Source organism: Marinococcus salis, assembly GCF_054971365.1.
Window position 1 is genome coordinate 255,888 of sequence record NZ_JBQOJB010000001.1, and the last position, 25,544, is coordinate 281,431.

Sequence of the window (25,544 nt, forward strand, 5' to 3'; positions counted from 1 at the left end):
CTATTGATAAATGCCTTTTTTTACTGAATTAACAAAGATATACCAAACTATTTTATCTTTCTCTGCTGTTAATAATGTAATCATTCACTATTATCCTTTAGTTATATTTTAGTAAATTTATTGATGAAAAAGCTGTATTGCTTCTTAAAAAGGCAATACAGCTAGCTTTTGTACACTTATAAATAAACATCCACCGGGCGTCTCTGCCGAAAAAATCTCCAGGAACGATAGCCAATCTGCTTCAAACGCTTTTGTACTTCTTCCAGGTCTTCCCCAATCCTTTCGGGTACATGGGCATCAGAACCAAAAGTTACGGGAACGCTGTAGTACAGGGCGCGTTCAAGCAGATCGTCCGACGGATACCAGCCCCCGCAGTATTTAGTTTTACCCGATGTGTTAATCTCAATGGCCGTCCCTTCCTGCCCAATCACCCGGAGAGCTTCGTCCACCTTCGGAGTATCGATCTCTGCTGCGTAGGGAAAATAACCCTTCAGGGCATCAATATGGCCTAAAATATCAAACATTCCGCTTTTGGCAGAGAGCATAATCTGGCGGTAATACTCTTCCTTTACCTGACGGATATCTGCATCATCCATACCGTCCCATCTTGAAGTGTCGAAAATATTTATGCCGTTTACAAAATGGACCGAACCGATCACGTAATCCATCGGATAGTTGTCATACTGCAGACGATACGGCGTCTCCTGGTTCGGAAAATAATCGGATTCCACTCCGATCAGCACTTCAATATCATTTATGTATTTTTCTTTCAGCTGACGAATTTCTTCAATATAGACCGGAAATTCTCCTTTAGCCATCGTAATGCGGGGATAAGGATGTTCTTCGCTACTTGCAAAGAACGGGGAATGGTCGGAAATGCCGATCACGTCCAGCTTTTTCCGGATCGCTGCCTGAATGTAATCCTCAATGGTTCCTTCTGCATGTCCGCAGCGATCATGATGGTTGTGAAGATCAAATTTCATTTTTCTCACCTTTCCTTTTTCTTTTTATCGTATCATGTCCGTCATAAAAATCTATTTTAAAAATGGTATAGACATCTATATATAATGTGTTACTATGTTTGTAAGCGTTAACTTATGGATGTTGCCAGATTCTCTGACAGAGTTTTTAAATTTTTAAGAAAATTGGTATAGACATCTATAACTAAAATAAGGTACATTTTCATCATACATTCTATTAAAGGGGGATCTACTTATGCTTGGAAACATTCAAATCATGGGCAAGTTCCAAAAGCTCGGGCGTTCATTAATGCTTCCAATCGCAGTCCTGCCGGCTGCCGCTCTTATTCTGCGCTTCGGGCAGGAGGATCTGCTCGATATTGCCTTTGTCGCCAACGCCGGCCAGTTTATTTTCGATAACCTGGCACTGCTGTTTGCGGTAGGACTGGCGATTGGTTTTTCCAGGGACGGCAGTGGCGCCGCCGCACTCGCGGGCGTTGTCGGTTATTTAATTTTAACTGGAGGATTAGAAGGCATAAACGATGATATTAACATGGGAGTGTTTGGCGGCATAATCGCAGGTATTACGGCCGGACTATTATATAACCGCTTTTATAACATTCAACTGCCGCAGTTCCTCGGCTTCTTCGGGGGCAGGCGGTTTGTGCCTATTATTACGGCCGTTACGATGCTCGTATTTGCGTTTATTTTCGGCTATGTGTGGCCGCCGGTACAGACTGGTATTGACCAGGTTACCAATGTAATTACAGGAACTGGAGCTGCCGGAGCCGGGCTGTACGGATTTTTAAACCGACTCCTGATTCCAACCGGCCTGCATCATATAATTAATGTGTACATTTGGTTTGATTTTGGTTCTTTTCAGGGCTATAACGGTGAGATCACTCGTTTCTTAAATGGTGACCCGGATGCTGGCGCCTATACTGCCGGATTCTTTCCAATCATGATGTTCGGCCTTCCGGGCGCGTGTCTCGCCATGATTCTGGCTGCAAAGCCGGAGCGTCGCAAAGAAGTTGCCGGTATGCTCGGCAGCCTGGCACTCACTTCTTTCCTGACCGGTATTACGGAACCGATTGAATTTACATTTATGTTCCTTTCCCCGCTGCTTTACGTCGTGCACGCGCTCATGACCGGGCTTGCGATGGTGGTAACATTCCAGCTGGGAATATTAGACGCCTTTGGTTTTTCCGCTGGCTTTATAGACTACTTGCTCAACTTCGGCATTGCAACCAAGCCTGTGCTACTTCTCGGGGTAGGATTAGTATTCGGTGTTCTTTACTTCGTGGTTTTCTCAGTGCTGATTCGGCTGCTGAATATTAAAACACCGGGCCGCGAGGATGAAGAAACGGTCACCACAACTAATACGTTCAGCGGTGAGGGTAAATACGAATCGCTCGCTAAAAACTATGTGGCTGCTCTCGGGGGCTACTCCAACATCCAGTCGATTGATAACTGCGTAACGAGACTGCGGCTCCAGATGAACGATATGGACGAAGTTGACGAAGACCAACTGAAGCAGAACGGAGCAAGGGGCGTGGTGAAGGTAGATAAAACCAATCTGCAGGTCATTATTGGCACAGAGGTGGAATTTGTCGCCGACGCTATGCGTACCCAGCACCCTGATTCCAAGGCAGAATAACAATTGCCCCCGTTTTAAAGGCGGGGGCTTTTTCTCTGCCATAAAACAGGTATACTTTTACCGTACAGAAAGGATGATATATATTATGATAGAAAAATATTTCTCCCGAATCCACCAGCAGCTGAATGCTGTGGAAGAAAAAGAAAGCGGGCCGATGGAAGCATGCGCAGAAGCCATTGCCAAAACGCTTGAGCAGGACGGCCTTGTGCATTTGTTTGGATGCGGGCACTCCCACCTTCTTTCGCTCGAAGTCTACTACCGGGCCGGCGGGCTCGTGCCGATCCATCCCATTCTTCATGAACCGCTAATGCTCCATGAAGGAGCTGTCCGGTCCTCAGAGCTTGAGCGGACAAACGATTACGCCCAAACGTTTTTAGCAGACGAGCATATTCAGCCGGAGGACACTGTGATTGTTATCTCTACGTCGGGAAGAAATCCTGTTCCGGTTGACGTCGCCCTTCATGCCAAAAAAGCCGGCGCTAAGGTTGCCGGCCTGACATCGGTTGCTTATTCTTCGGCCCAGCCCTCCCGCCATAAGGATGGATTAAAGCTGATGCATGTGGTTGATATCGTTCTCGATAACCATGCCCCTTCCGGCGATGCCCTGCTTACGCATCCAGCACTCACTGCCCCCTTTGCTTCAAGCTCTACGGCGATAGGAACGGCTATGCTGCAGGCAATTATTGCCCGGGCCATTGAGATCACGACAGACCGCGGAAACATGCCCCCTATCTTTGCGAGTGGCAATGCTGATGGCGGGGACGACCAAAACGAACAGTGGCTGGAGAAGTACCGGGACCGGCTGGGGCTTTAACAGTAAGAAAGATTAAGAGAGGCTGTAAACTTTTTCCTTCCTTTTCACTACAATCTTTAACCGTACGAAAAAACCGATCGCGGCGCTTGTCAGTCCGACAGTAATACCGAGCCAGAGACCAAAAGGGCCAAGCGGCGTCGCAACAGCAAGCAAATAGCCGGCCGGCAGTCCGAGGGCCCAGTAGGATACAAGGGCGGTAAAAAACGGCACCGTTACGTCTTTATAGCCCCGGAGCACACCCTGAAGCGAGGCCTGCGCAGCGTCTGAAATCTGATAGACAATCGCAAACAGGAAAAACTGAGCCGCCAGCTGCACTACTTCTCCATTGGCCGTGTAAATATAGGCAATCGGCTCGCGCAATAGAAATATTCCTATGGACGCCACGCCCAATATGCCCATGGCTGCCGTTACCCCGAGGCGCGTATACGCTTTGGCCCCCTCCAGGTAACCGCCACCAACTTCAAAGGCAACCACTATCGTCAACGCGATAGAGATGCTCAGGGGCACCATAAATACCAGGGACGTGAAGCTGAGCGCTACCTGGTGGGCAGCGACCGTCACAGTGCTGAACAGCGATGCCATCAGAAGGCTCACTGCCGAAAAAATACTTGATTCAAAAAATAGTGACATGCCCATCGGCACGCCAATCCGCAGCTGCTCTTTCCATGCATGCCAGGAGGGCCTGTACCAATCCAAAAAGATGCGGAACTGCCTCATTGCCGGGATACGAAACGTCATTATAATGCTGAACGCAAAAATGATCCAGTAGGAAATCGCTGTGGCATAGCCCGCCCCGATGCCGCCAAGCTCCGGAAAACCAAATTTGCCAAAGATTAATACATAATTAAAAAATGCATTAAACGGAAGCGTACCAAGCATAATAACCATTGTAATCCGTGTATGCCCCTGGGCATCAAAAAAATTCCGGAGCACAATCGACAGGAAGAACGGAATAATTCCAAAAGCAAGGCCGATTAAATAATGAGCCGCAATCCGTTCGACGCCCGGGTCAAGTGACATAAAAGAAAGAGCCGGGCTTAAAGCCGCTGCTCCGAGCCCCATAACAAGCAACCCGAAAAGCACGCCCAGGTACAGCCCCTGCGTAATTGTGCCGGCGATTTTCCTTCCTTCCCCGGCTCCAAGCTGCTGCGAAACAATCGGGGTGATGGCGAGCAGGATGCCGTTCACCGCTGTAAACACCGGCATCCACAGGTTCGCCCCGATCGCAACGCCAGCCAGGTCGTCGGTGCCGGCCCGCCCGGACATGATCGTATCTATTAAATTCATGCCAAAATAGCTTAGCTGCGTAATCAGAATGGGCACTAAAATAACCATAAACAACCGCAGCTTTTCTTTAATTGTTTCTGCGTGATACATACTCTGCCTCCTGCTGACATTCCCGTCCGTGCTTACTCATCTGTATAGAATAACATTGATCAGCAGGAAAAAGCACTGCATTCACGCAGACAGCTTATGGGCTGTCCATGTTTCCGTAGGTTACTTCAGTGCTATGGGAATACAGTTCGATTATATTGCCGAATGGATCCTCCATATATACAAGCCGGTACGGTTTTCCCTCTCTTGGTGCCCATATCCGGCTCCGCTTTTTTCCTCCCTCCGCTTCTATGCGTGCCGCGGTTTCTTCAATGCCAGAGACGAGCAGACACAGATGAAAAAAACGTTGCTGCCACGGCGGGCCTTCCTTCAGTTCAGGCTTGGGATCAACAAATTCAAACAGCTCGAGACCTACCTGATTGCCTGTGGTCAGATGCGCGTTGCGCATCTCTTTTACTTCTTCGCCGAGAAGATCCATCGTCATATTCGTGGAGGCGTCGTCCGTCCCCTCAGCTTTCGCCGTAAAAGGACCAGCCAGAAGCTCAAAATCCAGCACCCGTGTGTACCATTCGACAGCAGCGTCGATATCCGGAACGGTTAAACCGATGTGGGTGATTCCAGTCATAATCTCACTCCTTTTTCATACAAAAGCCGTTCCCATTATGGAAACGGCTTAACCATTTACGAGCAGTGTACTAGTAAAACAAGCGATGCGGATGCTCCAATATTCCGATAAGCTCTGCAAGAAACCGCCCGGCCGGTTCGCCGTCAAGCGCCCGGTGGTCAAACGTCAGGCTGAGCGGCAGCAGCTTTCGTTCCATCGGCATGCCTTCATGAAACTGGATCCCGTCCTGCACGGCTCCGACGCCCAGAATAGCCGCTTCGGGCGTATTTAAAACCGGGGTGAAATATTCCACGCCAGTAGCACCGATATTCGTAATCGTAAACGTGGAGCCCTGCATATCTTCAGATGCCAGCTGGTTTTCCCTTGCCCCGTGTCCGAGCACCCGGATGCTTTCTCCAATCTCCCGCACTGATTTGGATTCGGCATGAAAAATAACCGGCACCACGAGACCTTCCGTCAATGCGGCCGCTATTCCCAAATGCACGTGATCATAGCGGTAAAGCGTCCCCTCCTGAAACGAAGCGTTCGCCGCCGGATGCTTTCGGAGAGCCAGTACTGCTGCTTTGGCGATGAACGCGGTCAGCGTCATCGTTTTCGCTTCCCCTTGCTGTTCAAGCTCAGCGTTCGCCTGCTTTTGCATCTGCAGCAGGCCGGTAATGTCTGCCTTTCTCATCAGCGTAAGCTGGGCACTTTCCTGCAGACTTTGGTGCATACGTTCTGCGATTACTTTACGCATCCCTTTAACAGCCGTCACCTGAGTTGTATCAAGCGATGGATTGGCGGAAGCGGGCTCATTCTGCGGCCGGGCAGCGCTGTGTTTCGTTTCGTCCGTTTCTATTACAGCTTCCACATCCTTCTTTATAATCCGCCCTTTTGGTCCGGTGCCTTCGATGTTTTCCACCGAAATACTGTGCGCCGCTGCCAGTTTTTTGGCCGCCGGGGACACCCTTACGCGCGAATCAGCCTGAGGTGCATGAGTTATTTCCTGGGAAATAACCGATTCTTCTGCCGGTTCGGGAGCAGTCGTTGCTGATTTTTCTCCGGCTGCTGTGCTTTCAGTAATTTCTTCCCCGGGCTCTCCCATATAGGCAATCACGTGGCCGACAGCCAGCGTTTCATCCTCCGCAGCAGTAATTTTGAGCATTTGGCCGTCTGCGGGAGCCTCTACTTCGTTTGTAATTTTATCCGAACTGATTGTGACCACCGGTTCTCCTTTTTGAACGTCCTCTCCTTCCTTTTTCAGCCATTCGGCAATGGTTCCTTCTTCCATACTCATGCCAAACTTCGGCATTACGATCTCTGTGGCCATACTATCCCTCCTTTCGTTTACGTAGTCATCGCCGTATCTTCGCCAGTGAGCTCCATAACGGTTCGTACGATCGTGTCCGCAGACGGAAGATACAAATCTTCAAGCACCGGTGAAAACGGTACTGGCGAATGTGGAGCAGTGATCCGCTTGATCGGCGCATCGAGCGAATCGAAGCCTTTATCTGCGACCATGGCAGCGATATCGGTAGCTACGTTACAGCGCGGAGTAGCTTCGTCCACCACAATTAAATGATTGGTTTTATCCACGGAAGCGAGAATGGTATCTTCATCCAGCGGCGAAAGGCTGCGCGGATCCACAATCTCCGCTTGAATGCCTTTGGCTGCAAGCTGCTCCGCTGCTTCAAGTGCGGTATGCACCTGCTTTCCGATGGCGACAATCGTGACGTCACTTCCCTCGCGTTTAATATCCGCTTTGCCAAGATCCGTGGTGTAATAGCCTTCGGGCACTTCGCCTTTCATGTTGTAGAGCGTTTTATCTTCAAAAAAGACAACCAGGTCATCATCTTCAATTGCTGCGATCAGAAGCCCTTTGGCTTCTGCCGGCGTTGACGGCACGACCGTTTTGATACCCGGAATCGCGGTAAACATACCGTACAGGCTCTGTGAATGCTGGGCTGCTGCCCGGAATCCCGCCCCGTGCATCGTCCGGATGGTCAGCGGCACCTTCGCTTTGCCGCCGAACATATAGCGCAGCTTGGCCCCCTGGTTCATGACCTCATCGAGGCAGCTGCCAATGAAGTCGTTAAACATCAGCTCTGCCACCGGGCGCATGCCGGTTGCTGCTGCGCTGACGGCTGCGCCGACATATCCCGCTTCTGCAATCGGCGTGTCGAGAATCCGGTCTCTTCCGAATTCCTGCACCAGTCCTTGCGTTACACCCATGACCCCGCCCCAGGCTTCTTCATCCTGCAAATGATCCACGGCTGCGCCTCCTGCTACGTCTTCGCCCATCAAGATCACATCTTTATCCCTGCGCATTATTTCGGCAAGGGCTTCATTAATTGCAGCAGAAAAACTGATTGTCCGTCCCATTACGACTCCCTCCCTGTGTTCGTATAATTTACATACACATCCGTTATTAAGCTTCCGGCATCCGGGTAGTCGCTGCTTTCAGCAAATTCAACTGCAGCCTGGATGGAAGCTTTCACCTGTTCATCCAGCTTGTTCAGCCCTTCTTCGCTGGAAAGATTGTGCTTCAGCATGTACTGGCGGAACTGTAAAATCGCGTCTTTATCCTTGAGATGCTCTTCCCGCTCCTCTGAGCCTTTGTACTTCTGGGCATCGCCTTCAAAGTGACCGTAGTTCCGGTACGTTTTGCATTCAATTAGCGTTGGCCCGTCTCCATTCCTCGCACGCCGGACTGCCTGTTCTGCCGCTTCGTATACAGCCATGACGTCCTTGCCGTCAACAATTTCTCCCGGAATGCCGTAGGACGCTGCCCGGTCGGCAATGTTTTCGCAGCTTGAGGCATAAGAAAACGGAGTAGCTTCTGCGTAGCCGTTGTTTTCAGCTACAAAGATGACCGGCAGGTTCCAGATGGCTGCCATGTTGATGCCCTCATGGAATGTCCCGTGGTTGTTGGCTCCGTCTCCAAAAAAGCAGACCGCCACACCTCCAGTGTTTTGCAGTTTGGCCGTCAATCCCGCTCCTGCAGCCAGTGGAAATCCGCCGCCGACAATGCCGTTTGCCCCGAGCATGCCTTTACTGACATCGGCGATATGCATCGAACCGCCTTTGCCGTTACAGAGTCCGGTTTCTTTACCATAAATCTCCGCCATCATGCCATTTAAGTCACAGCCCTTCGCGATGCAGTGCCCGTGTCCGCGGTGAGTGCTTGTAATGCTGTCTTTATCGTTTAGATGAGCACATACGCCAACGGCTACGGCTTCTTCCCCTGCGTACAAATGAACAAATCCCGGCAATGAGCCTTTGCTGAAGGTTTCATGGACGGTATCTTCAAAATAGCGAATCTCAGACATTTTTTGATACATCCACATGGCCTGGTGCGAATCCATCGCCTGCGCTCTTGTGTTGGACGTTTCCATGGTGATCCTCCTTTATAATTCATTTATTGCAGGCAAAAGAAGCCTGCGGGCATTTCTGCCTTATCTACTTGCAAGTTTTGTGCCAACATTACAATCATTATTTTCGCGCGACTGCTTTACATACCCGTCCTTTTCTCTATAAAAAAATGAGACAACCTGAAGCATATTGCTCCGGTTTGTCTCATTTTGTTGCAATTATTCCAATCCGTATTTTTTCAGTTTCCGATACAGTGTGCTTCTGGCCATGCCCAACTGCCTGGCCGATGAAGCAACGCGGCCGCCGCATGCTTCAAGCGCCTGTTCAATCCGCTCACACTCCATCTGCTCCCGGTACGTGAGCCGACTTGCTACAGGCTGTAACACAGCTGGATCGGAAAGAAAGGGCTCAAGCCGCACATCCATCGGCACGTTCCCCTCGTAATGCGTATGCATGCGCTCAAGCACATTAAACAGCTGCCGGATATTACCTGGCCACCTGTAGCCGGCCATCTGGGCAAGCAGCTGCTTCGGCCACTCGATATTCCACCCCTGCCTGCCCGAAATATGGCGGATCAGCCCCGGAAGGTCCTCCACCCGCTCTCTGAGCGGTGGCAGCCTGATGGGATACACATAAATACGGTAATAAAAGTCCTCCCGGAAGGAGCCTTCCTGCACAAGTTCCGTAATATTTTTGTTGCTTGCGGTGATGAGCCGAAAGTTAACCGCAATAGCGTTTTTACCTCCCACAGGGGTAACCTGTTTTTCTTGCAGTACCCGCAAAAGCGCTACCTGGGCTGCTAAGGAAATTTCAGAAATTTCATCTAAAAAGAGCGTGCCGTTTTTAGCTTCCCGGATCTTTCCCTCAGCTCCTCCCCGTCTGGCTCCGGTAAAAGCTCCGCTGTCATAGCCAAAAAGCTCGCTTTCGAGCAGGTTTTCCGGAATTGCCCCGCAGTTGACTGCAACAAACGGCCCGTGCCGGTAGTCACTATTGTCATGCACAAGCCTTGCCATGACTTCTTTGCCGGTGCCGGTTTCTCCGGAAAGATGCACCGACACCGACTGCCTGGCCGCTTTTTGTACTTCTGCCACTGTCTGCTCAAATGCCGGGCTTGTACCTATGGCAGCTCCCCGGGAAAACGGTTGGGCTCCCGAGGCTTTATCCCTTTTGTTATTTGCACCTACAGGCTGGTACCTGTAGCCGAGCAGTCGGCGGGTTACGGCGGAATATATCGGCACGGCCAGCCGGCTGATATCCACCTCTTCTTCCTGCCATTCCGGATGACGGTAAATTTCTGTTCCGTTAGCATTTGTCAGTAAATACGGAGTGAACGTGTGATCCTTGGAGAGAGCATACTGGAGCAGCTCGATTTCCTGCTGGCGGATTTTTTCCTGCCAGGAGCGCTCAATGGCGAAGGCTGCGGATACCACCGTGCCCATGATCTGCTCCTTGTGTGTAAACCCAAAAGGTCTCGACATATCGAGCACGCCTAAAATGCCCCCTTTGCCGTCATATATCGGTACTGCAGCACACTCCCAGCTTTTGGACGCCTTTGCATAATGCTCTTCTTTTACCACCGCGATTGGCTCTCCTGCAGCAAGACTGGTGCCGATGGCGTTCGTCCCCACCGCCCGGTCGGTCCAGGTGACACCCTCGCCAAAGCTAATGCTCGAAGCGTGCTCCAGGGAACCCTCATGGCCGTTAATATACAGTACTTTGCCGTGTTCGTCCGTAAGCAGAAGCAAAAGCTTCATCTCTTCACAAAACGCCTGAAGCTGCCGAAGCATGGGATTCGCCGCTTCCAGATACAGCTCCCGTTCCTTTTTATAGGCCAGCCACTCCTTGCGTTCAGGGAGCTGTCCGACGCCTCCCGCCGGATCGACGCCCTCCTTCGCACATGCATGCCACGACTCTGCGATCCGCTTCTCCATCCGTGTCCGGTCCAGTATACCCGTCTGCGCCCACCGGCTCCATTCCGCTTTATTCAAGATTCACACCTCTCCTTTTGAAAGCGTTATCTTAAATATAATGTAGCACGGTCCTTCCCGGGAAAAAAGAGCCAGGGCATAAAAAAACATCCGGCCAGAAGCCGGATGAATTATTCCATGTAGCGGTATTTGCCTTCAAAATAAACGAGCGGTGCTTCGTCCTGGACAGTCACATTCTCCACCGAACCGATAAACAGCGTATGGTCTCCGGCATCGGCTTCATTGTATTTCGTGCAGGCAAGCTGTGTGATGGCTCCTTCAATAACCGGACGGTCTTCAAACCGTTCAAAGTTCACCCCCGCGTCGTCCTCCGACTGGCGGGCAAAGTAGCGTGACACTGCTTCCTGGTTGTTGCCGAGGACGCTGATAGCGAACTGGTCTGTCTGCTGCATGTATTCGTGCATCGAGGCTGTTTTTGCGACAGAGATCAGGATCAGCTTCGGCTCGAGCGACACAGACATGAACGCATTCGCCGTCATGCCGCGGATTTCCCCTTCAAGCTCTGTTGTAAGCACCGTCACCCCGGTCGTAAATTTGCCCATTGCTGCTTTAAACAATCGATCATCCATTTTTGCGGCCTCCCTCATTATCGGCTAATCGTTATCCTGCGAGCATTTTAACGTAAATCAGCCAAGAAAACCAGGAAAGCCGCTCCCGGCCGGTCAGCCCTGCCGGGGCATATGAATACGGAATTTATACCGGTCTCCGCGATAAGAGGAGATAACGTGTTCAAACGGAGCCCCGTCCGCGGTATAGGTGGTCCGGGATATTAAAAGTACCGGCGCTCCCGGCACGATGCCGAGAAGCTCCGCTTCACGCTCTGAGGCAAGGGATGCCTCCAGGGACTGATCCGCAGAGCCGATGGTAATGCCGTACTCCTGTTCAAGCCGGTTATAAATAGATCCTGACGCCGCTTCCTCGCCGAGTCCTGGAAACATATCCGCGTTCAGGTAGGAATTTTCAAGCGCCATCGGCTTATGATCGGCAAGCCGCAACCGCTCCATCCGGTAAACGGACCTGCCCTCCAGCTGGAGCAGTCTCGCCGTTGCCGTATCTGCTTCTTCCATTTGAAACAGCTGCAGCTCGCTGCTTGCTTTCATGCCCCGGGCTTTCATATCCTCAGTAAAGCTCGTAAGTCCCTGAAGCGTCTGTTCAAGCTTAGGTTCAGCTACAAATGTGCCTTTCCCCTTTTCCCTTGTCAGAAGCTGTTCGCTTACAAGCTCTGTTACTGCCTGGCGGACGGTCATGCGGCTCACATCAAATTCCTCCGCGAAAATGCGCTCGGACGGGAGCATATAGCCCGGAGGCCATTCGCCGTTCTCAAGCTTTTCACGAATCATTTCTTGTATTTGATAATAAATAGGAAGCGGGGATTTTTTATTAATTTTCATTCACGGCGTCCTCCCGTTTTACATTTTCACCCGGTAAAGTGCCGCATCACCTCTGCGGATACGTCTGTCAGCGCCTCTTCATCGGCAATCACCGTTACGTTCGAATGCTTTTTCAGCACGGAGGCTGGAAAGCCCTCATCCACTTCTCCCTCCAGCAGGCGGAGAAGTGCTTCTTTTTTGCGCCTGCCAAATACGAGCAGCAGAATGGCACGGCTGTCTGTAATCGTTTCGATCCCCATGGTTACTGCCTGCTGCGGAACCTCTTCAATACTGTCAAAATACCTGGCGTTGGCTTCTCTCGTTGACGGCTTCAATTGTACCACATGCGTCCGGCTCGAAAAGGAAGTACCGGGTTCGTTAAACCCAATATGGCCATTTTCGCCAAGGCCGAGAAGCTGCATGTCAATGCCGCCGGTTTCCGCAATACGCTTTTCATACCGCGTGCATTCCTGCTCCAGGTCAGCTGCGCTGCCATCAGGCAGATGCACCTGCTCCGGCTTCAGCTGCAGCGGCTGAAAAACTTTGTGCTGCATGTACGTGTGGTAGCTCTGCGGATGGTCTTTTGGCATACCGGCATATTCATCGAGATTAAATGTAGTAATTCGGGAGAAATCTGCCTCCCCGTGATCGTAAATTTTTTTCAGCTGCTGATACGTACCCTCCGGGGTGCCGCCGGTGGCAAGACCGAGTACGCTGTCCGGCTGTTCCTGTACTTTTTCCGCGACCATCTCTGCTGCCCGTATGCTCAGTGCTTCTCTGTCAGTAACAGGAATAAGCTTCATGGCTGCACTCCTCCTTTCTGTTCGGCTGTAGCGGCGACGCTCCCGCGGCACCAGACTTTCTGCACATGCGCACTTTCATCCATCCAGACAATGTCGGCATCCTTGCCGGCCTCGATGCTCCCTTTTCGCTCCGCAATCCCTATTTCATGCGCGGCGTTCAAAGAGGTCATACGCACTGCTTCTTCGCGGCTGCAGCCTGTGAACGCCTGGATGTTACGAAATCCTTTATCCATGGCAAGCATGCTTCCGGCAATTGTTCCGTCCGGCAGATACGGCTTGTCTCCTGCCACCGTCACCTGCTGGCCGCCAAGATCGTACACCCCGTCCGGCAGGTTTTTGGCCCGCAGGGAATCGGTAATGACACAGAGCCGATCGGCCCCTGCCGCCTGATAGGCAAGCTGCACCATGTCCGGGTGGCTGTGCACGCCGTCTGCGATAATTTCAACGGTAAGTGCGGGATTTAACAGGGCTGCCGCAGCGATGCCCGGCTCCCGGTGGTGCAGTCCGCTCATTCCATTGTACAAATGGGTAACGTGGGAAAGTCCTTTTTTCACCGCTTCGTCTACGAGCGCTTTAGAGGCGTTGGAATGCGCAGCGGAGGCGGTTATACCGATACGCTGCAGGTGCGCCGTCAACGCGAAGCCCGGATCATGCTCCGGAGCCAGCGAAACGATCCGGACCGCATTTCCCGAAGCCTGGCGCCACTGTTCAAACAAATCAACAGAAGCCTTGACCATAAACTCGGCCGGCTGCGCCCCAGCCTTGGAAGGCTCAAAAAACGGCCCTTCGATATGCACACCGGCAATTTCTGCCTCTCCGTCCCCCGGCGCCGCTGCCCGGTATTCAGCCATCTTCTCCAGCGCCCGTGTGATGCTTTCGCTCTTCTGGGTAATCGTAGTTGGAAGAAACGCAGTCGTGCCTTCAGCCGGCAGCACCCGGGCCATTGTCTCCAGCGCCTCCGCCGTGCCGTCCATCGCATCTGCCCCCTGGACACCGTGAATATGCATATCAATCATTCCCGGTATAAAGAAGCCCCGGGAGCCGTCCACCATGACCGCCCGAAGGCGTATTTCTTCCGGCACGTTCTGCTTCAGGAGGTCCATGCTTCCTGTCCGGTGAATGGCCCCGCCGCGAATCCAGATAAACTGATTAGGCGACGTACGGTCCGCGTTTACAATTGTTGCTGAGTGTATAATAATATCTTCCACTACGAGTCCCCTCCTTTTCTACATCGTACCAGTATAAAATATAGTTGTCTATACCAATATTGTTAAAAAAACAGGAGACCCCTCCTGCTTCACAGCTGGTCCTGAGGCTCCTTTCCATCTAATACTTGAAGCACGTTTTCCGCTGCCCGCAACGACATATTGTTCTCATTTTCCTCGGTAAAAGAGCCGATATGCGGAAGCGTCACTACGTGTGGAAACTTCAACAGCGGATGACCGGAAGGAACCGGCTCCTCCGAAAATACATCTACCCCGGCATTCCATATCCAGCGCTCCTGGATCGCTTTCACGAGCGCCTCTTCATCTACTACGCCTCCCCGGGACCCGTTTATAAATACAGCAGAGGCTTTCATCCGGCGGAATGCTGCTTCGTCCATTAGATGATAGGTATCTTTCGTAAGCGGCGTCATCGTACAGACAAAATCCGATTGTTCAAGCAGCGGCTCAAGTTCCGTCCACGACGCTCCGTATTTATCCTCTGCTTCAGGTTTTCGTGAGCGGTTGTAATACAAAATGTTCATGTCAAAGCCAAAGCGGGCCCGCTTGGCGATTGCTTCCCCTATCCGCCCCATGCCGATAATACCAAGCGTCCGGTGATGCACATCGACGCCGAAATAATCATCTGGAAGCGTGTTTTGCCACTTTCCGTCTTTCACGTAGCGGTCGGTTTCGGGAATGCGTCTCGCCGCCGCCAGCAGCAGCCCAAAAATCGCGTCCGCGGTCGTGTCGTTTAATACTTCCGGCGTATTGGAAGCATACACGCCCCGGGTGCTTAAAGCTTCCAGATCCAGATTGTCGTAGCCGACAGAAACGTTGGCAGCAATGCGGAGGCAGGGGGCCTGTTCCAGAAATGCTTCATCGACTTCATATTCCACACCGATAATGGCCGAGGCCCCGGCTACCGCTTCACGGAACTCCGGGTCCTCGAGTGTTTCGCTTTGTTCGAAATAACGGACCTCGCACGTTTCTGCTAATTTTTCACGGGCCTCCCTGCTGACCCGGTTGTAGGCTACAACTAATGGTTTACCCATACTTAGTCTCCTTTCTTCTCATTTTCAGCGATTTTCACTGTTTGTTTGCTGATAGCTTCTCTATACGCTCATTTTCTTTAAAAACGATGTTTTATCTTCGTTTTATCCTGGGAATAGTCCTTGTACAATCATTATTAAAGGAAAGGGGCATTTTCATGCTATTTATTGAAGCCCGCAAACGTATGCAGGAAGACGCAATTAAAAACGGAGAACAGCAGGTTAAAAAACCACAGCAGGCCTCCAAGCGGAAATTCCGCAAACAGAAAAGCAGCTGAAGTTGAACTTCATGATTATCACGTCCTTCAACAGGGTATCCGGTAAATAAGAACTTGAAGATGGAGGACGTTATCTACTATGAGAAAACTAATTAAAATGGCTGTCAAAGTTGGACCTTTTGTTTATCCCTATGTTAGAAAATGGTGGAAAAGCCGTAAACAAAAGCGCTGAAATCACGGAGCGCTCATATACACGCTGGAAAAAGACAGCCGTTCTCGTATGCAGAGGGCGGTTTTTCTTATGCCTAAAACCGCCTTTCCTTCATTTCTTAAACTGCTGCCGGCTGCCTTCATTCCATACCTTTTTATTGACGAGCGCTTCGGGCTTTTCTCCCCGCAGAGCCTTTACGCACTGTGCGGCCGCCTCCATATACATTGCTTCCCGGGTTTCCGTGGTGCCAGTTCCGATATGGGGAAGCACCGTTACCTCCGGCATAGCAAGAAACGGATGATCTGCGGGCAGGGGTTCTTCTTCAAACACATCAAGTCCGGCCGCAAAAATCTCTTTTTCCTGAAGAGCCGTAATCAGTGCCTGCTCATCTACGACCGAGCCGCGGCCGCCGTTTAAAAAGACCGCTGTTGATTTCATTTTCCGGAAGGCCTCTGTTCCGAGCATATGCTTCGTCTGCTCTGTCAGCGGCAAAAGCACCATGACCACATCTGATGAAGCGAGAAGGTCGTCCAGCTGCTCATACACAGCACCGGTTTCCCTTTCCGCTTCTTCATGCCTCGAGCGGTTGTAGTAGCTGACCTCCATCCGGAAGCCTTCCTTAGCCCGGCGTGCGATTTCTTTTCCTATACCGCCCATTCCAATAATGCCAAGCTTTTTATGATGTACGTTCAACCCGAACCATTCCTTCGGGGCATTCCGGTCCCATTGTCCGCTTTTGACGAGCTCATGCATCTCCATCAGACGCCTCGAGGCGCCGATCATCAGGCCAAACATCGTGTCTGCCATCGTATCAACGACCGCAGCCGGAGTATTTGTGACCGTGATGCCCCGCTCTGTCAGCAGATCAAGGTCAAGGTTGTCCACTCCCGCGGAAGCATTGCTCACTACCCGGAGTCCGGGTGCATTATCCAGCAGTTCCCGATCCACCGGAAGACCGGCTCCAATCAGCGCGTCCGCTTTCGGAAGCAGCTCCATGAATTTATCCCGTTCTTTATTCGGACGGACTACATGAAGCTCTGCTTCCGCCTCCAGGTATTCCCGGACGTGCTCCGGGGGGTTCGTATAGGCAATAATGACAGACATCAAGGCAAGCTCCTTTTATTCGTATTTTTAGATGAATCATTTGTTTTATCACGTACCACGCCGGGAATACCCCAGATAAGAATTCAACACAGGAGGTATTCATTTATGGCAGATAAAAAAGGCCTAAGCGATAAAGTAAAAGGCGCTGTTAATAAAGTAAAGGGTGAAGCAAAAGATCAGGCCGGCAATGCAAAGGATGATCCAAAAATGCAGCGCGATGCCAAGAAAGACAAAATAAAAGGTGAAGTGCAGAACAAAACCGGTGACGCCAAGAGACAGGACGAGGAAAAATAAGCACTGTTTTCTAAGCTGGAATCTTGAGCATTCCGGCTTTTTATTTTTACGCTGCTTCTACGTCAGCCCGAGCTCGAGCAGCATTTCTTTTACAGTGGCAGCAGTTCGCAGGTAGGAAAGCGAAATGTTTTGCGACGTGAATGCCATCGAAAGCTCGGGCCTGATGCCGGTTACAATCAGCTCTGAACCTAGCAGGCGCAGCAGGTGATGCAGATTCATAATCCCATCGGCTACCTGCTCGTCGTATTCATCCATCCCCGAAAGATCGAGAATCAGTTTTTCGTAATGGACATTCCCGTATGTTTCAGAAATTTTATGAAATATCATTTCGAATCGTTCGTAGGATAAATCCCCGACGACCGGAAGCACAGATATTTTTTCTGTAATCGGTACAATGGGCGTAGACAACCGGTCCACCTGGCTTTCGCTTTTGTTCAGGTCATCTTCGTATTTTTTCTGCCGGGTGATATCACGCTGGACACCGAGATAATACAGGCGGTTTTCCATATAAATAGGCTCAATATAAATTTCATTCCAAAAGGGCGTACCGTCTTTTTTAAAATTTTCGAGTTCCAGGACGTATTCTTCCTGGGCCGCCACCGCACGTTTCATATTTTCTATTGCCTGCTCATCTCTGTTTTCCCCCTGGAGAAACCGGCAGTTATACCCTATGCTTTCTTCGTACGTATAACCGGTTACATCGGTAAAGCCCCGGTTTACATAAACGATGGGGTTATCATCCTTGTTGGGGTCTGTGATAACCAGCCCCACTTTTGAATGGTCGATCGCTTTTAAAATTAACGAATTCGTCAAAATCTCATCGTTAAACTCATCCATGGCGCGTGCAATCCTTTCCTAATATGAATAGTTGTTATGTACTTCGTTCTTTTTATTCCTTTTTCCCACACTGCGGTAAACTTCCTATTTTTCTTTACCGGGTGTATTCATCTATTATAATAAAAACATCCTTTAAAAGAAATTGCTGTGGTTGTAAGTTTCAAAAAAACGGGTATGCTTTGCATAAGCAGTTCTTGCCAATAAATTGTCGTTTAAAGGAGCATCAATATGTACGATTATGTCATCATCGGCGGCGGCATCGTTGGACTCGCTACAGCCTACGCGCTGCTCGAGGAAGAGCCCGGTGCCGGGGTAGTCGTTTTAGAAAAAGAATCCCACCTGGCCTCGCATCAGACAGGCCGAAACAGCGGAGTGATTCATTCCGGCATCTATTACCGGCCCGGCAGCCTGAAGGCTGTTCTTACAGAGAAAGGCCGGAAGTCGCTCACAGCTTTTTGCGATCAGCACGGGGTGGATTACACTATCTGCGGAAAAATCATCGCAGCCAGGGACGAAGGTGAGCTGCTGCAGCTGCGCAGGCTCTACGAACGCGGCAGACAAAATGGCCTGCAGCCGCGCTACCTTTCGCTCGACGAGCTTGCAGAACGCGAACCTTATGTAAGCGCCCAGCATGCCCTGTTAGTGCCGGAAACCGGGATCGTCGACTACGCAGAGGTAGCCGATGCTCTCGCCAGGGAGATCCGCAGGCGCGGCGGCGATATATTAATTGGCCAACAGGCTCAGCATATTCAGGAAGAAGCCCAGACTGTCAGCGTCACCACCAGGCATCAGACGTTCACCGGCCGGAAGTTTATTAACTGCGGCGGGCTTCACAGCGATAAAATCGCCCGGATGGCCGGCTACCATACAGACGTCCGTATCGTGCCTTTCCGCGGCGAATACTATACGCTTACTCCGGAGGCTGAACATAAGGTCTCCTCGCTAATCTATCCGGTCCCGGACCCGGCTTTTCCATTTCTCGGCGTTCATTTCACACGGATGAGCCAGGGAGGCGTAGAGGCTGGTCCGAACGCGGTCTTAAGCTTCGGACGGGAAGGCTACGGAAAATTGGATATGAATCCGGCCGATGCCTGGGAGCATTTCCGCTCTCCCGGACTAATGAAACTGGCTTCCCGGTACTGGAGGAAAGGAGCGCAGGAATACGTACGTTCGTTTTCCAAGCAGGCGTTCACCAAAGAGCTGCAGCAGCTGATTCCTTCTCTTCTCCCGGAGGAGCTAATGGCTGGAGAACCAGGCATACGGGCGCAGGCAATCCAGGAAGACGGGACGCTTCTGGATGATTTCTTTTTCATTACAGGCAGCCGCAGCCTGCATGTATTAAACGCTCCATCTCCCGCAGCAACAGCTTCTCTTGAAATCGGTAAAACGATAGCCCAAAAAGTGAAAGGATGACTTTCTGATGACTTTATTTAATGGCATCGACCATGTGCAGCTTGCTGCGCCGCCGGGTAGTGAAGAAAAAGCCCGGCATTTTTTCCACGCCATTCTCGGTATGCCGGAAATACAAAAGCCTGACGATTTAGCCAGCCGCGGCGGCGTGTGGTTTGACTGCGGCGGACTTGAGGTTCATATCGGCGTAGAAGAGCCGTTTTCTCCGGCCTTAAAAGCGCATCCCGCGCTTCGCGTACATAGCCTTGAGCTGGCCAGAGAACGCCTTCAGGAGTTCAATTGGCCTGTAAAGCCTGAACAGCCGCTGAATGGAGCTGCGCGCTTTTATACAGAGGACCCGTTCGTCAACCGGATCGAGCTGATCGAGAGATAGAAGAACCCCCCAGCAGCGGCTGCCGGGGGGTTCTGATATTCATTTTACAGGCTGAGCATTTTCACCGAATTCGGATGAAGTTCTTCCTTTAACTGCTCATACATTGTAGTTGCGCACTCTTTTCCTTCTAAAATCAATTCTTCTTTCGCTTCACGGCCCTTATAATTCTTCAGCGAAATTTCATGGCCGTCCTGGTCCACTGCAATCAGCATGTATTTCTGTGTCATGGCTGCTCCCCCTTTTTCTTTCCTTTCTTATTCAGCCGTGATGCCTTCGAGCTTCATTAGCATTAGTGCAGAGTCAATTGTTTTAAGATTTGATAGGCTATCAAAAATATTATTTCCCCGCATACCTCCCGGCGTAAACATCAGCTGCTTGAGACTATATGCTTACAACCCGTAGTTTTCTTCAAGGCAGTTCCGGGTACATAGTCATTAAGTAAACAGATATATACTGCTCTTATTCATGTTATTTATTATACGCCGAAGGAGTGAAATACGATGGATTACTCCATGTCGCGTCAGGTCATTTATTGCTCAATAACGAGACAGACGGTCCTTCACGAATTATCCTACGTATATACAGATGGCGTGCTTGACTCCGTTGCTACATGCACCGGAGTATCAGAAGCCTGCACAAATTGTCCCCTGTTGGAGTTTAACCGGGTGTCCGAGGCTGCCCCCTCCCCCCGCAGGCAGCTGGCCAGTGGATAATATACTCATTCATAAGAAATCTTCCTCCCCCGCTCACGCGTGGTCAGGAAGATTTCTTTTGTTTATTTTTATAATAACGCAGGGTTTTCTGGGTATCATTGAAATCCCGCATCAGCCGGTACGGCTTGCTCGCCATCCGGAACGGCATTCTTATGACAAACGGCGTCCTGCTTTCCCTGTATTCTTCTGTTAAACGTGTCGGTTTAGTGGTTACACGGTCATACACTTCGCTGTACCATTCTTTCATAATATCGCGGTTTAACGTCAGCTCCCGGCCGCACCTCCGGCATTCCATGCTGTACACGTCCCCATTAATATACTCTACGTTATGGGGCGTGTCTTCCTTACAATGAGAACACTGTAAGTAAATAAGCTCCTTACGTTTTTTCATCGCTTCAGCCCCTCCTTTAATGATTCTTCTTTCATTATACCACGATTTGGATACAAAAAAGAGACGCCGCTACGCCTCATTTTCCTGCCGCTCTTTAATTTCTGCCTGGTGGCTGACGACAAGTTCCACCACCTGCCGGACATGCTCATCATCAAGAGAATAGTAAACGGTTCTTCCTTCCTTTCGAAACTTCGTCAATCCCAGCTTATGCATATACCTGAGATGATGGGATGCTGTAGCAATGGAAGATTCGATGATTTCTGCAATACTATGTACACTCAATTCCGGTGTCAGGGCGAGCGCCTGGGCAATCTGCATCCGCTTGCCGTCTGCGAGCCCCTTCAGCATATCCGTCATAATGCCGAGCGAGCGTTCCTGTATTTGCTGCTGGATCCATTCTACATTTGCCTGCGCGCTTTTGTTTTCGTTTGGCATTTTATTCACCTGCCTGATCGTAATCATTCCTATTTTAATTGTACGCTATCTTTATTTGCTTTCAACCGATCTGCTTTATTTTTTCTCTGGGCATGAGTTTCTTTCTCTATACTTTGGCAGGCCCTTCCCTTTCTATGATACAACAGAGCGCTCCCTATTTATCAGCACGTAGTGCTCCGGCGGCATTCTTACTCTTTGTATATGCTGATCCTACCATGGAATAAATCAGAACCGCGCGGCTTCGCCAGGAGAGACCATTGACCAGTACAATTCCTGCTTCATTTGAAGAAACATACGAACAATATACTCCGCTCGTTAAACGAATGATTACCCGTCTCCGGATTTATCAGGAACAGGAAGAATATATGCAGGCCGGCTATGTAGGATTATGGAAGGCTTACAGTACCTTTTCTCCCGAAAAAGGCACTTTTTCCGCTTATGCTTTTACCCTCGTGCGAGGTGAAATGCTAATGATGCTCCGAAAAGAAGTGCGGTTCTCCGAGCGGCATCAGCTGTTTGATGACCACCAGCCTTTTGAGCAGCCATCAGAGATGGAGGACCACTTTGAGCTCGAGGCCTATTTTCCTCTTCTGTCAGAACGGGAACGAACCTGGCTCACCGATTTCGCCGTGCATGCCCTGCCCATACGCGACATTGCAGCGAAACACGGGGTAGCAGCTTCCACGGTTAAATCATGGCGGAAATCCGCATTGCGCAAGCTGCGCGCACACACCAGCGAACTAAAGCTGGATTAACCTTTTGCCGCTGGTGTGCAGGTGGAGAAATCTTTTCTATTTGTCCAGTTCCATCCACTGCCGGCTCGAGGTCGCTGTCTCCTTCCTGCAAAATAAAAGAGCTATTTTTCGGAAGGCGGACAGCGCTTGTCGCCGGCTTTCAAGTGGATGGAACTTTTCTATATATGATACAATTTGAATGTTGTTATTAAAAGAGAGATGGATGGCACGATAAATACATAGGAGTGATGTTACTGTGGCTGAATCATTGACCATTGAGCGTACAAAATCCCCGAAACCGAAGCCGGATTTCTCTCAGCTCGCTTTCGGAAAAAACTTTACCGATCATATGTTTGTTGTAGATTATGTAGAAGGAGAAGGCTGGATCGATCCAAGAATCGTGCCGTACCAGCCGCTTACCATGGATCCTTCGAGCCTTGTGTTTCACTACGGCCAGGCTGTGTTTGAAGGAATGAAGGCTTATTATTCCGGCGGCGATATTATGCTTTTCCGCCCGGAAAAAAACTTTGAACGGCTGAACCAGTCCAACCGCCGGATGAGCATTCCGGAGATCGACGAGCAGCTATTGATTGATTCGTTAAAGGAGCTCGTTTCACTTGAGCGTGACTGGATTCCCCGCGGGGAAGGGCAATCACTGTACATCCGCCCGTTTGTGATCGCTACGGAAGCAAGCCTTAGCGTGAAGCCGTCCTCCTCTTACAAGCTGCTCATTATTTTAACTCCTGTGGGCTCTTATTACGGAAGCGGTGGCGACGCCATGAAACCAGTCAGCATCTATGTAGAGAACGAATTCGTCCGCAGCGTCCGCGGCGGCGTCGGCTTCACGAAGACAGCGGGAAACTATGCGGCCAGCCTGAAAGCCCAGGAGCAGGCCGGGAGTGCCGGGTATGATCAGGTGCTTTGGCTCGACGGGGTGGAGCAGCGCTATATCGAAGAGGTCGGCAGCATGAATATTTTCTTCAAAATCAGTGGAAAAGTCGTAACGCCTGCTCTGAATGGGAGCATTCTTGAAGGAATTACCCGCGACTCTGTCATTGAACTCCTGCATTATTGGGACATTCCTGTGGAGGAACGCCGAATTGATATGGAAGAAATACGCACTGCATATGAAGCAGGTACACTCGAAGAAATTTTCGGTACCGGGACAGCGGCAGTCATTTCTCCTGTAGGCAAGCTGCGGTGGGACGCCCAAACCTATAAAATTAATGACGAAGAAACCGGCCCCCTCGCCAAGCAGCTGTATGACACGATCACCGGCATTCAGACCGGGGACAAAGAAGATGTACTTCACTGGACCCGCACCGTATAAAATGAATCAACAGCGGCTCTCCTTCACGGAGGGCCGTTTTATTTCTGAATGAAATTCTTCCGTTTTTCCCATTGTATGCTAGAATATACCTACACGTCCTTTACAAGTGACAACGAAACGGGAGGAGGAGGGGACAATTGAAGCAATTAGCGCTTTCTTTACGCGACGGCCGCATGCTGAGTATTTCCATGTTCGGGGACCCGGACGGAACACCGGTCCTGTATGTGCATGGGGTCGGAAGCTCCCGGCTTGAAGCTGCGATCGGAGAAGAAGCTGCCGCTTCCAACTCCCTTCGTATTATTTCTGTTGACCGCCCGGGCTACGGCTTGTCCATCCCCGATCCTCACGGCACTTTTCTCCAATTTTCCAAAGATATCGACGAAGTAATGAATCATTTTGAGATTCAGCGCTGCTCCTTAATTGGTGTCGGCTGCGGCGGCCCCTATGCAGTGACAAGCACCAGTCTTTTAAAGGGACGCATCAGCGAGCTTCATTTGGTTGGCTCTATCGGTCCTACGGAGGATCCTGAGTTGTTTCGCCTGCTCGACACTTCTTTGAAAGCTCCGCTGCAAACGATTCAGGAAGCACCGGAGCTCTTGCGCAGCCGCTGGGAACAGACGAATATGGAGGATAACATTTTCCAGACAGATTACGAACAGCTTTCCAAGGAAGAGCAGCAGTACGTGACCCCATTTGTGCTGGATAAATGGAGGTTTGCGGTTCAGGAATCCGCCCACTCTGCTGAAGGTTTCCTTCGTGACCTTCAGACGCTCACGACGCCATGGGCCTATCACCTGGAGAACATCGATACTCCCGCGTATGTATGGGCGGGGGAAGAAGATGAGATGATTCCCCTTCGGCATGCCGTTTACCTTGCCAATCACATTACCGGGGCTGTACTCGAAACGTTTCCCGGCATGGGCCATACCGCCACAGAAGTGCTCGGCATCAACAAAGCCCTGCAGCAGATCAGCAAAAACCGCGCCCTTTCATAAAAGCGAAGCCGCCCTAAAAATAGGACGGCTTCGTTTTTGTATTTAGCGGATTGCTTTTAAAATAAAGCTTAAAATGACGACGAAAATAATTGCGCCGATTAACGCTGGGAAGATCGCAATACTGCCGATCACCGGTCCCCAGGAACCAAAAATCAAGCCACCGATCCAGGCACCGATAATGCCTGCAATAATGTTACCCAAAATGCCGCCTGGAATATCCTTGCCGAGAATTAAACCGGCAAGCCAGCCAATCAGGCCGCCGACGATAAGAAATAGTATAAATCCCATTACATTGACTCTCCTTTCGTTATCTTGTTCAACCATCTTTTTTCCCTGATTTTTAAATTGTTAAGCATAAAAAAACACAGGTTTTAAATCAAAACCTGTGGTTAAATGGAATCAATATAATTTTTAATCGTTTTCAGCATTTGCTCGTTTCCCGTGTGAAAAGGAGTAGGTTCGAATAATGTTAGTTCCTCCATCGCCTGTTTAAGCGTTTTTTCTCCAGTCATGGAAATAACGTGGCCCTTGCTTGTAAACGATTCGGTTAATTGAAGCTGATGATCATCGTTATGCTCTCCGTGCTTTTTCAACCTTGGCACAACGATGGTTTTTTTATAATACTTTAATGCCGTCGTCACTGAGCCAGTACCTGCATGGCTTATAACAATTTCCGCTTCCTGAAACAGCTTTTCCATTTCTTCCGAAGGAATAAAACGGCGAAGAGTCATGTGTGCACTTTCAAATTTCGTGTTGCCGTTCTGCACGATGACATTGTCCTGAATATATCCTTCCTTTATCAATGCCTCCACTTCGTGCAGGATCCGCGGAAAAGGAAGTTCATGTGTACCGAGTACTACTAGTATCAATAGATACTCCCCCCGTTGACTGCTTTCGGATAGAACTTTTTCATCGATTCCCACTGAACAATAAACAGATCCGCAATAGGATAAACCAGGCGCCCCGACAGGTTCGGGGAATGCGATTTGGCAAAGCTTTCAATATAGATGACCTTTTTGCGGAACAGCTTCGCAATGTAACACATCGGTACCGCCGTGTGCACGCCTGTTGTAACCACTACGTCTGGGCGCAGCTTCAAAAATAGGAATAGTGATTTAATAACGTTGTAAGAAAACTTAAACAAGTACCGGAATGGATAGTTTCTGGCCCCGTATACTAAAAAGGACATTGGGTATTTTTCTTTCATATCCACCGTTATATCTGTTTTTTCTGTAATGATATGATAATTGTATTCTGAAAACAGCGGCTCTAGCTGCAGTAATTGGGTTAAATGACCGCCGACAGATGAAATAAACACTACTTTTTTCATTTTATAGAATCCT

Annotated in this window: 29 protein-coding genes; 9 read left to right on the forward strand and 20 right to left on the reverse strand. The window is 50.2% G+C overall.

Annotation, left to right across the window (positions count from 1 at the left end; genetic code table 11):
• Positions 1-176: 176 nt before the first annotated feature.
• Complete coding sequence (locus ACTTK6_RS01185) at positions 177-983, reverse strand: histidinol-phosphatase (RefSeq protein WP_079474743.1); 807 nt, start codon at positions 981-983, stop codon at positions 177-179.
• Positions 984-1,233: 250 nt separating this feature from the next.
• Between ACTTK6_RS01185 and nagE the strand changes: the two genes are divergently transcribed.
• Positions 1,234-2,616 (forward strand): N-acetylglucosamine-specific PTS transporter subunit IIBC, encoded by a 1,383-nt coding sequence (gene nagE / locus ACTTK6_RS01190; RefSeq protein ID WP_462832482.1) that lies wholly within the window; start codon positions 1,234-1,236, stop codon positions 2,614-2,616.
• An 85-nt stretch (positions 2,617-2,701) separates the two neighbouring features.
• The gene (locus ACTTK6_RS01195) at positions 2,702-3,430 is read left to right on the forward strand and encodes an SIS domain-containing protein (protein ID WP_462832411.1); all 729 of its coding nucleotides are present in this window, start codon (positions 2,702-2,704) and stop codon (positions 3,428-3,430) included.
• A gap of 12 nt (positions 3,431-3,442) precedes the next feature.
• Here the strand turns inward: ACTTK6_RS01195 and ACTTK6_RS01200 are convergent, their stop codons facing one another.
• From ACTTK6_RS01200 to ACTTK6_RS01255, 12 genes are all read right to left on the reverse strand, one after another.
• The gene (locus ACTTK6_RS01200) at positions 3,443-4,807 is read right to left on the reverse strand and encodes an MATE family efflux transporter (RefSeq protein ID WP_462832412.1); all 1,365 of its coding nucleotides are present in this window, start codon (positions 4,805-4,807) and stop codon (positions 3,443-3,445) included.
• A 94-nt stretch (positions 4,808-4,901) separates the two neighbouring features.
• Positions 4,902-5,390 (reverse strand): VOC family protein, encoded by a 489-nt coding sequence (locus tag ACTTK6_RS01205; RefSeq protein ID WP_094907670.1) that lies wholly within the window; start codon positions 5,388-5,390, stop codon positions 4,902-4,904.
• Between the two features lie 70 nt (positions 5,391-5,460).
• On the reverse strand, positions 5,461-6,699 hold the full coding sequence (locus ACTTK6_RS01210; protein ID WP_462832413.1) for a dihydrolipoamide acetyltransferase family protein: 1,239 nt from the start codon (positions 6,697-6,699) through the stop codon (positions 5,461-5,463).
• Positions 6,700-6,716: 17 nt separating this feature from the next.
• Complete coding sequence (locus ACTTK6_RS01215) at positions 6,717-7,751, reverse strand: alpha-ketoacid dehydrogenase subunit beta (protein WP_462832414.1); 1,035 nt, start codon at positions 7,749-7,751, stop codon at positions 6,717-6,719.
• Positions 7,751-8,764 (reverse strand): thiamine pyrophosphate-dependent dehydrogenase E1 component subunit alpha, encoded by a 1,014-nt coding sequence (locus tag ACTTK6_RS01220; RefSeq protein WP_462832415.1) that lies wholly within the window; start codon positions 8,762-8,764, stop codon positions 7,751-7,753. Before ACTTK6_RS01220 ends, ACTTK6_RS01215 begins: the two co-directional genes overlap by 1 nt.
• 195 nt (positions 8,765-8,959) lie before the next feature.
• Complete coding sequence (locus ACTTK6_RS01225) at positions 8,960-10,729, reverse strand: sigma-54-dependent Fis family transcriptional regulator (protein ID WP_462832416.1); 1,770 nt, start codon at positions 10,727-10,729, stop codon at positions 8,960-8,962.
• Positions 10,730-10,839: 110 nt separating this feature from the next.
• Complete coding sequence (locus tag ACTTK6_RS01230) at positions 10,840-11,298, reverse strand: flavin reductase family protein (RefSeq protein ID WP_462832417.1); 459 nt, start codon at positions 11,296-11,298, stop codon at positions 10,840-10,842.
• 93 nt (positions 11,299-11,391) lie between these two features.
• A complete protein-coding gene (locus ACTTK6_RS01235; protein ID WP_079474738.1) occupies positions 11,392-12,120 on the reverse strand; it encodes a GntR family transcriptional regulator in 729 nt (242 codons plus the stop codon).
• A 26-nt stretch (positions 12,121-12,146) separates the two neighbouring features.
• A complete protein-coding gene (nagB, locus tag ACTTK6_RS01240; protein WP_094907672.1) occupies positions 12,147-12,902 on the reverse strand; it encodes a glucosamine-6-phosphate deaminase in 756 nt (251 codons plus the stop codon).
• Positions 12,899-14,110 (reverse strand): N-acetylglucosamine-6-phosphate deacetylase, encoded by a 1,212-nt coding sequence (nagA, locus tag ACTTK6_RS01245; RefSeq protein WP_462832418.1) that lies wholly within the window; start codon positions 14,108-14,110, stop codon positions 12,899-12,901. Before nagA ends, nagB begins: the two co-directional genes overlap by 4 nt.
• 89 nt (positions 14,111-14,199) lie before the next feature.
• Positions 14,200-15,159, reverse strand: coding sequence for a 2-hydroxyacid dehydrogenase (locus tag ACTTK6_RS01250; RefSeq protein WP_079474736.1), 960 nt, complete (start codon positions 15,157-15,159; stop codon positions 14,200-14,202).
• 537 nt (positions 15,160-15,696) lie between these two features.
• The gene (locus tag ACTTK6_RS01255; RefSeq protein WP_462832419.1) at positions 15,697-16,689 is read right to left on the reverse strand and encodes a 2-hydroxyacid dehydrogenase; all 993 of its coding nucleotides are present in this window, start codon (positions 16,687-16,689) and stop codon (positions 15,697-15,699) included.
• Positions 16,690-16,794: 105 nt separating this feature from the next.
• Between ACTTK6_RS01255 and ACTTK6_RS01260 the strand changes: the two genes are divergently transcribed.
• Positions 16,795-16,983, forward strand: a complete 189-nt coding sequence (locus ACTTK6_RS01260; RefSeq protein WP_462832420.1) for a CsbD family protein — start codon at positions 16,795-16,797, stop codon at positions 16,981-16,983.
• Positions 16,984-17,040: 57 nt separating this feature from the next.
• Here ACTTK6_RS01260 and ytvA read toward each other — a convergent pair whose 3' ends face one another.
• A complete protein-coding gene (ytvA, locus tag ACTTK6_RS01265; protein ID WP_462832421.1) occupies positions 17,041-17,820 on the reverse strand; it encodes a YtvA family blue-light photoreceptor in 780 nt (259 codons plus the stop codon).
• Positions 17,821-18,048: 228 nt separating this feature from the next.
• On the opposite strand from ytvA, the gene lhgO reads away from it, so the two are divergent.
• On the forward strand, positions 18,049-19,233 hold the full coding sequence (gene lhgO / locus ACTTK6_RS01270) for an L-2-hydroxyglutarate oxidase (protein WP_462832422.1): 1,185 nt from the start codon (positions 18,049-18,051) through the stop codon (positions 19,231-19,233).
• 7 nt (positions 19,234-19,240) lie between these two features.
• Positions 19,241-19,603, forward strand: a complete 363-nt coding sequence (locus ACTTK6_RS01275) for a VOC family protein (protein WP_462832423.1) — start codon at positions 19,241-19,243, stop codon at positions 19,601-19,603.
• Positions 19,604-19,647: 44 nt separating this feature from the next.
• Here the strand turns inward: ACTTK6_RS01275 and ACTTK6_RS01280 are convergent, their stop codons facing one another.
• Positions 19,648-19,830 (reverse strand): hypothetical protein, encoded by a 183-nt coding sequence (locus ACTTK6_RS01280; RefSeq protein WP_079474730.1) that lies wholly within the window; start codon positions 19,828-19,830, stop codon positions 19,648-19,650.
• A 273-nt stretch (positions 19,831-20,103) separates the two neighbouring features.
• Between ACTTK6_RS01280 and ACTTK6_RS01285 the strand changes: the two genes are divergently transcribed.
• Entirely contained in the window at positions 20,104-20,316 is a 213-nt protein-coding gene (locus tag ACTTK6_RS01285) for a hypothetical protein (RefSeq protein WP_079474729.1), read from the forward strand.
• Between the two features lie 43 nt (positions 20,317-20,359).
• On the opposite strand, the gene ACTTK6_RS01290 is transcribed toward ACTTK6_RS01285, so the two are convergent.
• Together ACTTK6_RS01290 and ACTTK6_RS01295 are read right to left on the reverse strand one after the other, a co-directional pair.
• Positions 20,360-20,707, reverse strand: a complete 348-nt coding sequence (locus tag ACTTK6_RS01290) for a hypothetical protein (RefSeq protein WP_079474728.1) — start codon at positions 20,705-20,707, stop codon at positions 20,360-20,362.
• A 69-nt stretch (positions 20,708-20,776) separates the two neighbouring features.
• Positions 20,777-21,142, reverse strand: coding sequence for an ArsR/SmtB family transcription factor (locus ACTTK6_RS01295; RefSeq protein ID WP_179124025.1), 366 nt, complete (start codon positions 21,140-21,142; stop codon positions 20,777-20,779).
• 257 nt (positions 21,143-21,399) lie between these two features.
• On the opposite strand from ACTTK6_RS01295, the gene ACTTK6_RS01300 reads away from it, so the two are divergent.
• From ACTTK6_RS01300 to ACTTK6_RS01310, 3 genes are all read left to right on the forward strand, one after another.
• A complete protein-coding gene (locus ACTTK6_RS01300; protein ID WP_462832424.1) occupies positions 21,400-21,897 on the forward strand; it encodes a sigma-70 family RNA polymerase sigma factor in 498 nt (165 codons plus the stop codon).
• 235 nt (positions 21,898-22,132) lie between these two features.
• Positions 22,133-23,206: a branched-chain amino acid aminotransferase gene (locus ACTTK6_RS01305; RefSeq protein WP_079474716.1), complete on the forward strand. Its 1,074-nt coding sequence runs from the start codon at positions 22,133-22,135 to the stop codon at positions 23,204-23,206.
• Positions 23,207-23,343: 137 nt separating this feature from the next.
• On the forward strand, positions 23,344-24,201 hold the full coding sequence (locus ACTTK6_RS01310; protein WP_462832425.1) for an alpha/beta fold hydrolase: 858 nt from the start codon (positions 23,344-23,346) through the stop codon (positions 24,199-24,201).
• A 42-nt stretch (positions 24,202-24,243) separates the two neighbouring features.
• Here ACTTK6_RS01310 and ACTTK6_RS01315 read toward each other — a convergent pair whose 3' ends face one another.
• The 3 genes from ACTTK6_RS01315 to pssD all read right to left on the reverse strand — a co-directional run bounded on the left by ACTTK6_RS01315 (position 24,244) and on the right by pssD (position 25,531).
• A complete protein-coding gene (locus ACTTK6_RS01315; RefSeq protein ID WP_079474714.1) occupies positions 24,244-24,489 on the reverse strand; it encodes a GlsB/YeaQ/YmgE family stress response membrane protein in 246 nt (81 codons plus the stop codon).
• A 101-nt stretch (positions 24,490-24,590) separates the two neighbouring features.
• Complete coding sequence (gene pssE, locus ACTTK6_RS01320; RefSeq protein WP_462832426.1) at positions 24,591-25,070, reverse strand: PssE/Cps14G family polysaccharide biosynthesis glycosyltransferase; 480 nt, start codon at positions 25,068-25,070, stop codon at positions 24,591-24,593.
• Positions 25,067-25,531, reverse strand: coding sequence for a PssD/Cps14F family polysaccharide biosynthesis glycosyltransferase (gene pssD, locus ACTTK6_RS01325; RefSeq protein WP_079474712.1), 465 nt, complete (start codon positions 25,529-25,531; stop codon positions 25,067-25,069). Before pssD ends, pssE begins: the two co-directional genes overlap by 4 nt.
• Between the last annotated feature and the right edge of the window lie 13 nt (positions 25,532-25,544).

Coding starts and splice junctions, on each gene's coding strand:
- ACTTK6_RS01185 (WP_079474743.1), bottom strand. CDS start 983: ATGAAATTTGATCTTCACAACCATCATGATCGCTGCGGACATGCAGAA.
- ACTTK6_RS01195 (WP_462832411.1), top strand. CDS start 2,702: ATGATAGAAAAATATTTCTCCCGAATCCACCAGCAGCTGAATGCTGTG.
- ACTTK6_RS01200 (WP_462832412.1), bottom strand. CDS start 4,807: ATGTATCACGCAGAAACAATTAAAGAAAAGCTGCGGTTGTTTATGGTT.
- ACTTK6_RS01205 (WP_094907670.1), bottom strand. CDS start 5,390: ATGACTGGAATCACCCACATCGGTTTAACCGTTCCGGATATCGACGCT.
- ACTTK6_RS01210 (WP_462832413.1), bottom strand. CDS start 6,699: ATGGCCACAGAGATCGTAATGCCGAAGTTTGGCATGAGTATGGAAGAA.
- ACTTK6_RS01215 (WP_462832414.1), bottom strand. CDS start 7,751: ATGGGACGGACAATCAGTTTTTCTGCTGCAATTAATGAAGCCCTTGCC.
- ACTTK6_RS01220 (WP_462832415.1), bottom strand. CDS start 8,764: ATGGAAACGTCCAACACAAGAGCGCAGGCGATGGATTCGCACCAGGCC.
- ACTTK6_RS01230 (WP_462832417.1), bottom strand. CDS start 11,298: ATGGATGATCGATTGTTTAAAGCAGCAATGGGCAAATTTACGACCGGG.
- ACTTK6_RS01235 (WP_079474738.1), bottom strand. CDS start 12,120: ATGAAAATTAATAAAAAATCCCCGCTTCCTATTTATTATCAAATACAA.
- nagB (WP_094907672.1), bottom strand. CDS start 12,902: ATGAAGCTTATTCCTGTTACTGACAGAGAAGCACTGAGCATACGGGCA.
- ACTTK6_RS01250 (WP_079474736.1), bottom strand. CDS start 15,159: ATGGGTAAACCATTAGTTGTAGCCTACAACCGGGTCAGCAGGGAGGCC.
- ACTTK6_RS01255 (WP_462832419.1), bottom strand. CDS start 16,689: ATGTCTGTCATTATTGCCTATACGAACCCCCCGGAGCACGTCCGGGAA.
- ACTTK6_RS01260 (WP_462832420.1), top strand. CDS start 16,795: ATGGCAGATAAAAAAGGCCTAAGCGATAAAGTAAAAGGCGCTGTTAAT.
- ytvA (WP_462832421.1), bottom strand. CDS start 17,820: ATGGATGAGTTTAACGATGAGATTTTGACGAATTCGTTAATTTTAAAA.
- lhgO (WP_462832422.1), top strand. CDS start 18,049: ATGTACGATTATGTCATCATCGGCGGCGGCATCGTTGGACTCGCTACA.
- ACTTK6_RS01275 (WP_462832423.1), top strand. CDS start 19,241: ATGACTTTATTTAATGGCATCGACCATGTGCAGCTTGCTGCGCCGCCG.
- ACTTK6_RS01280 (WP_079474730.1), bottom strand. CDS start 19,830: ATGACACAGAAATACATGCTGATTGCAGTGGACCAGGACGGCCATGAA.
- ACTTK6_RS01285 (WP_079474729.1), top strand. CDS start 20,104: ATGGATTACTCCATGTCGCGTCAGGTCATTTATTGCTCAATAACGAGA.
- ACTTK6_RS01290 (WP_079474728.1), bottom strand. CDS start 20,707: ATGAAAAAACGTAAGGAGCTTATTTACTTACAGTGTTCTCATTGTAAG.
- ACTTK6_RS01295 (WP_179124025.1), bottom strand. CDS start 21,142: ATGCCAAACGAAAACAAAAGCGCGCAGGCAAATGTAGAATGGATCCAG.
- ACTTK6_RS01315 (WP_079474714.1), bottom strand. CDS start 24,489: ATGGGATTTATACTATTTCTTATCGTCGGCGGCCTGATTGGCTGGCTT.
- pssD (WP_079474712.1), bottom strand. CDS start 25,531: ATGAAAAAAGTAGTGTTTATTTCATCTGTCGGCGGTCATTTAACCCAA.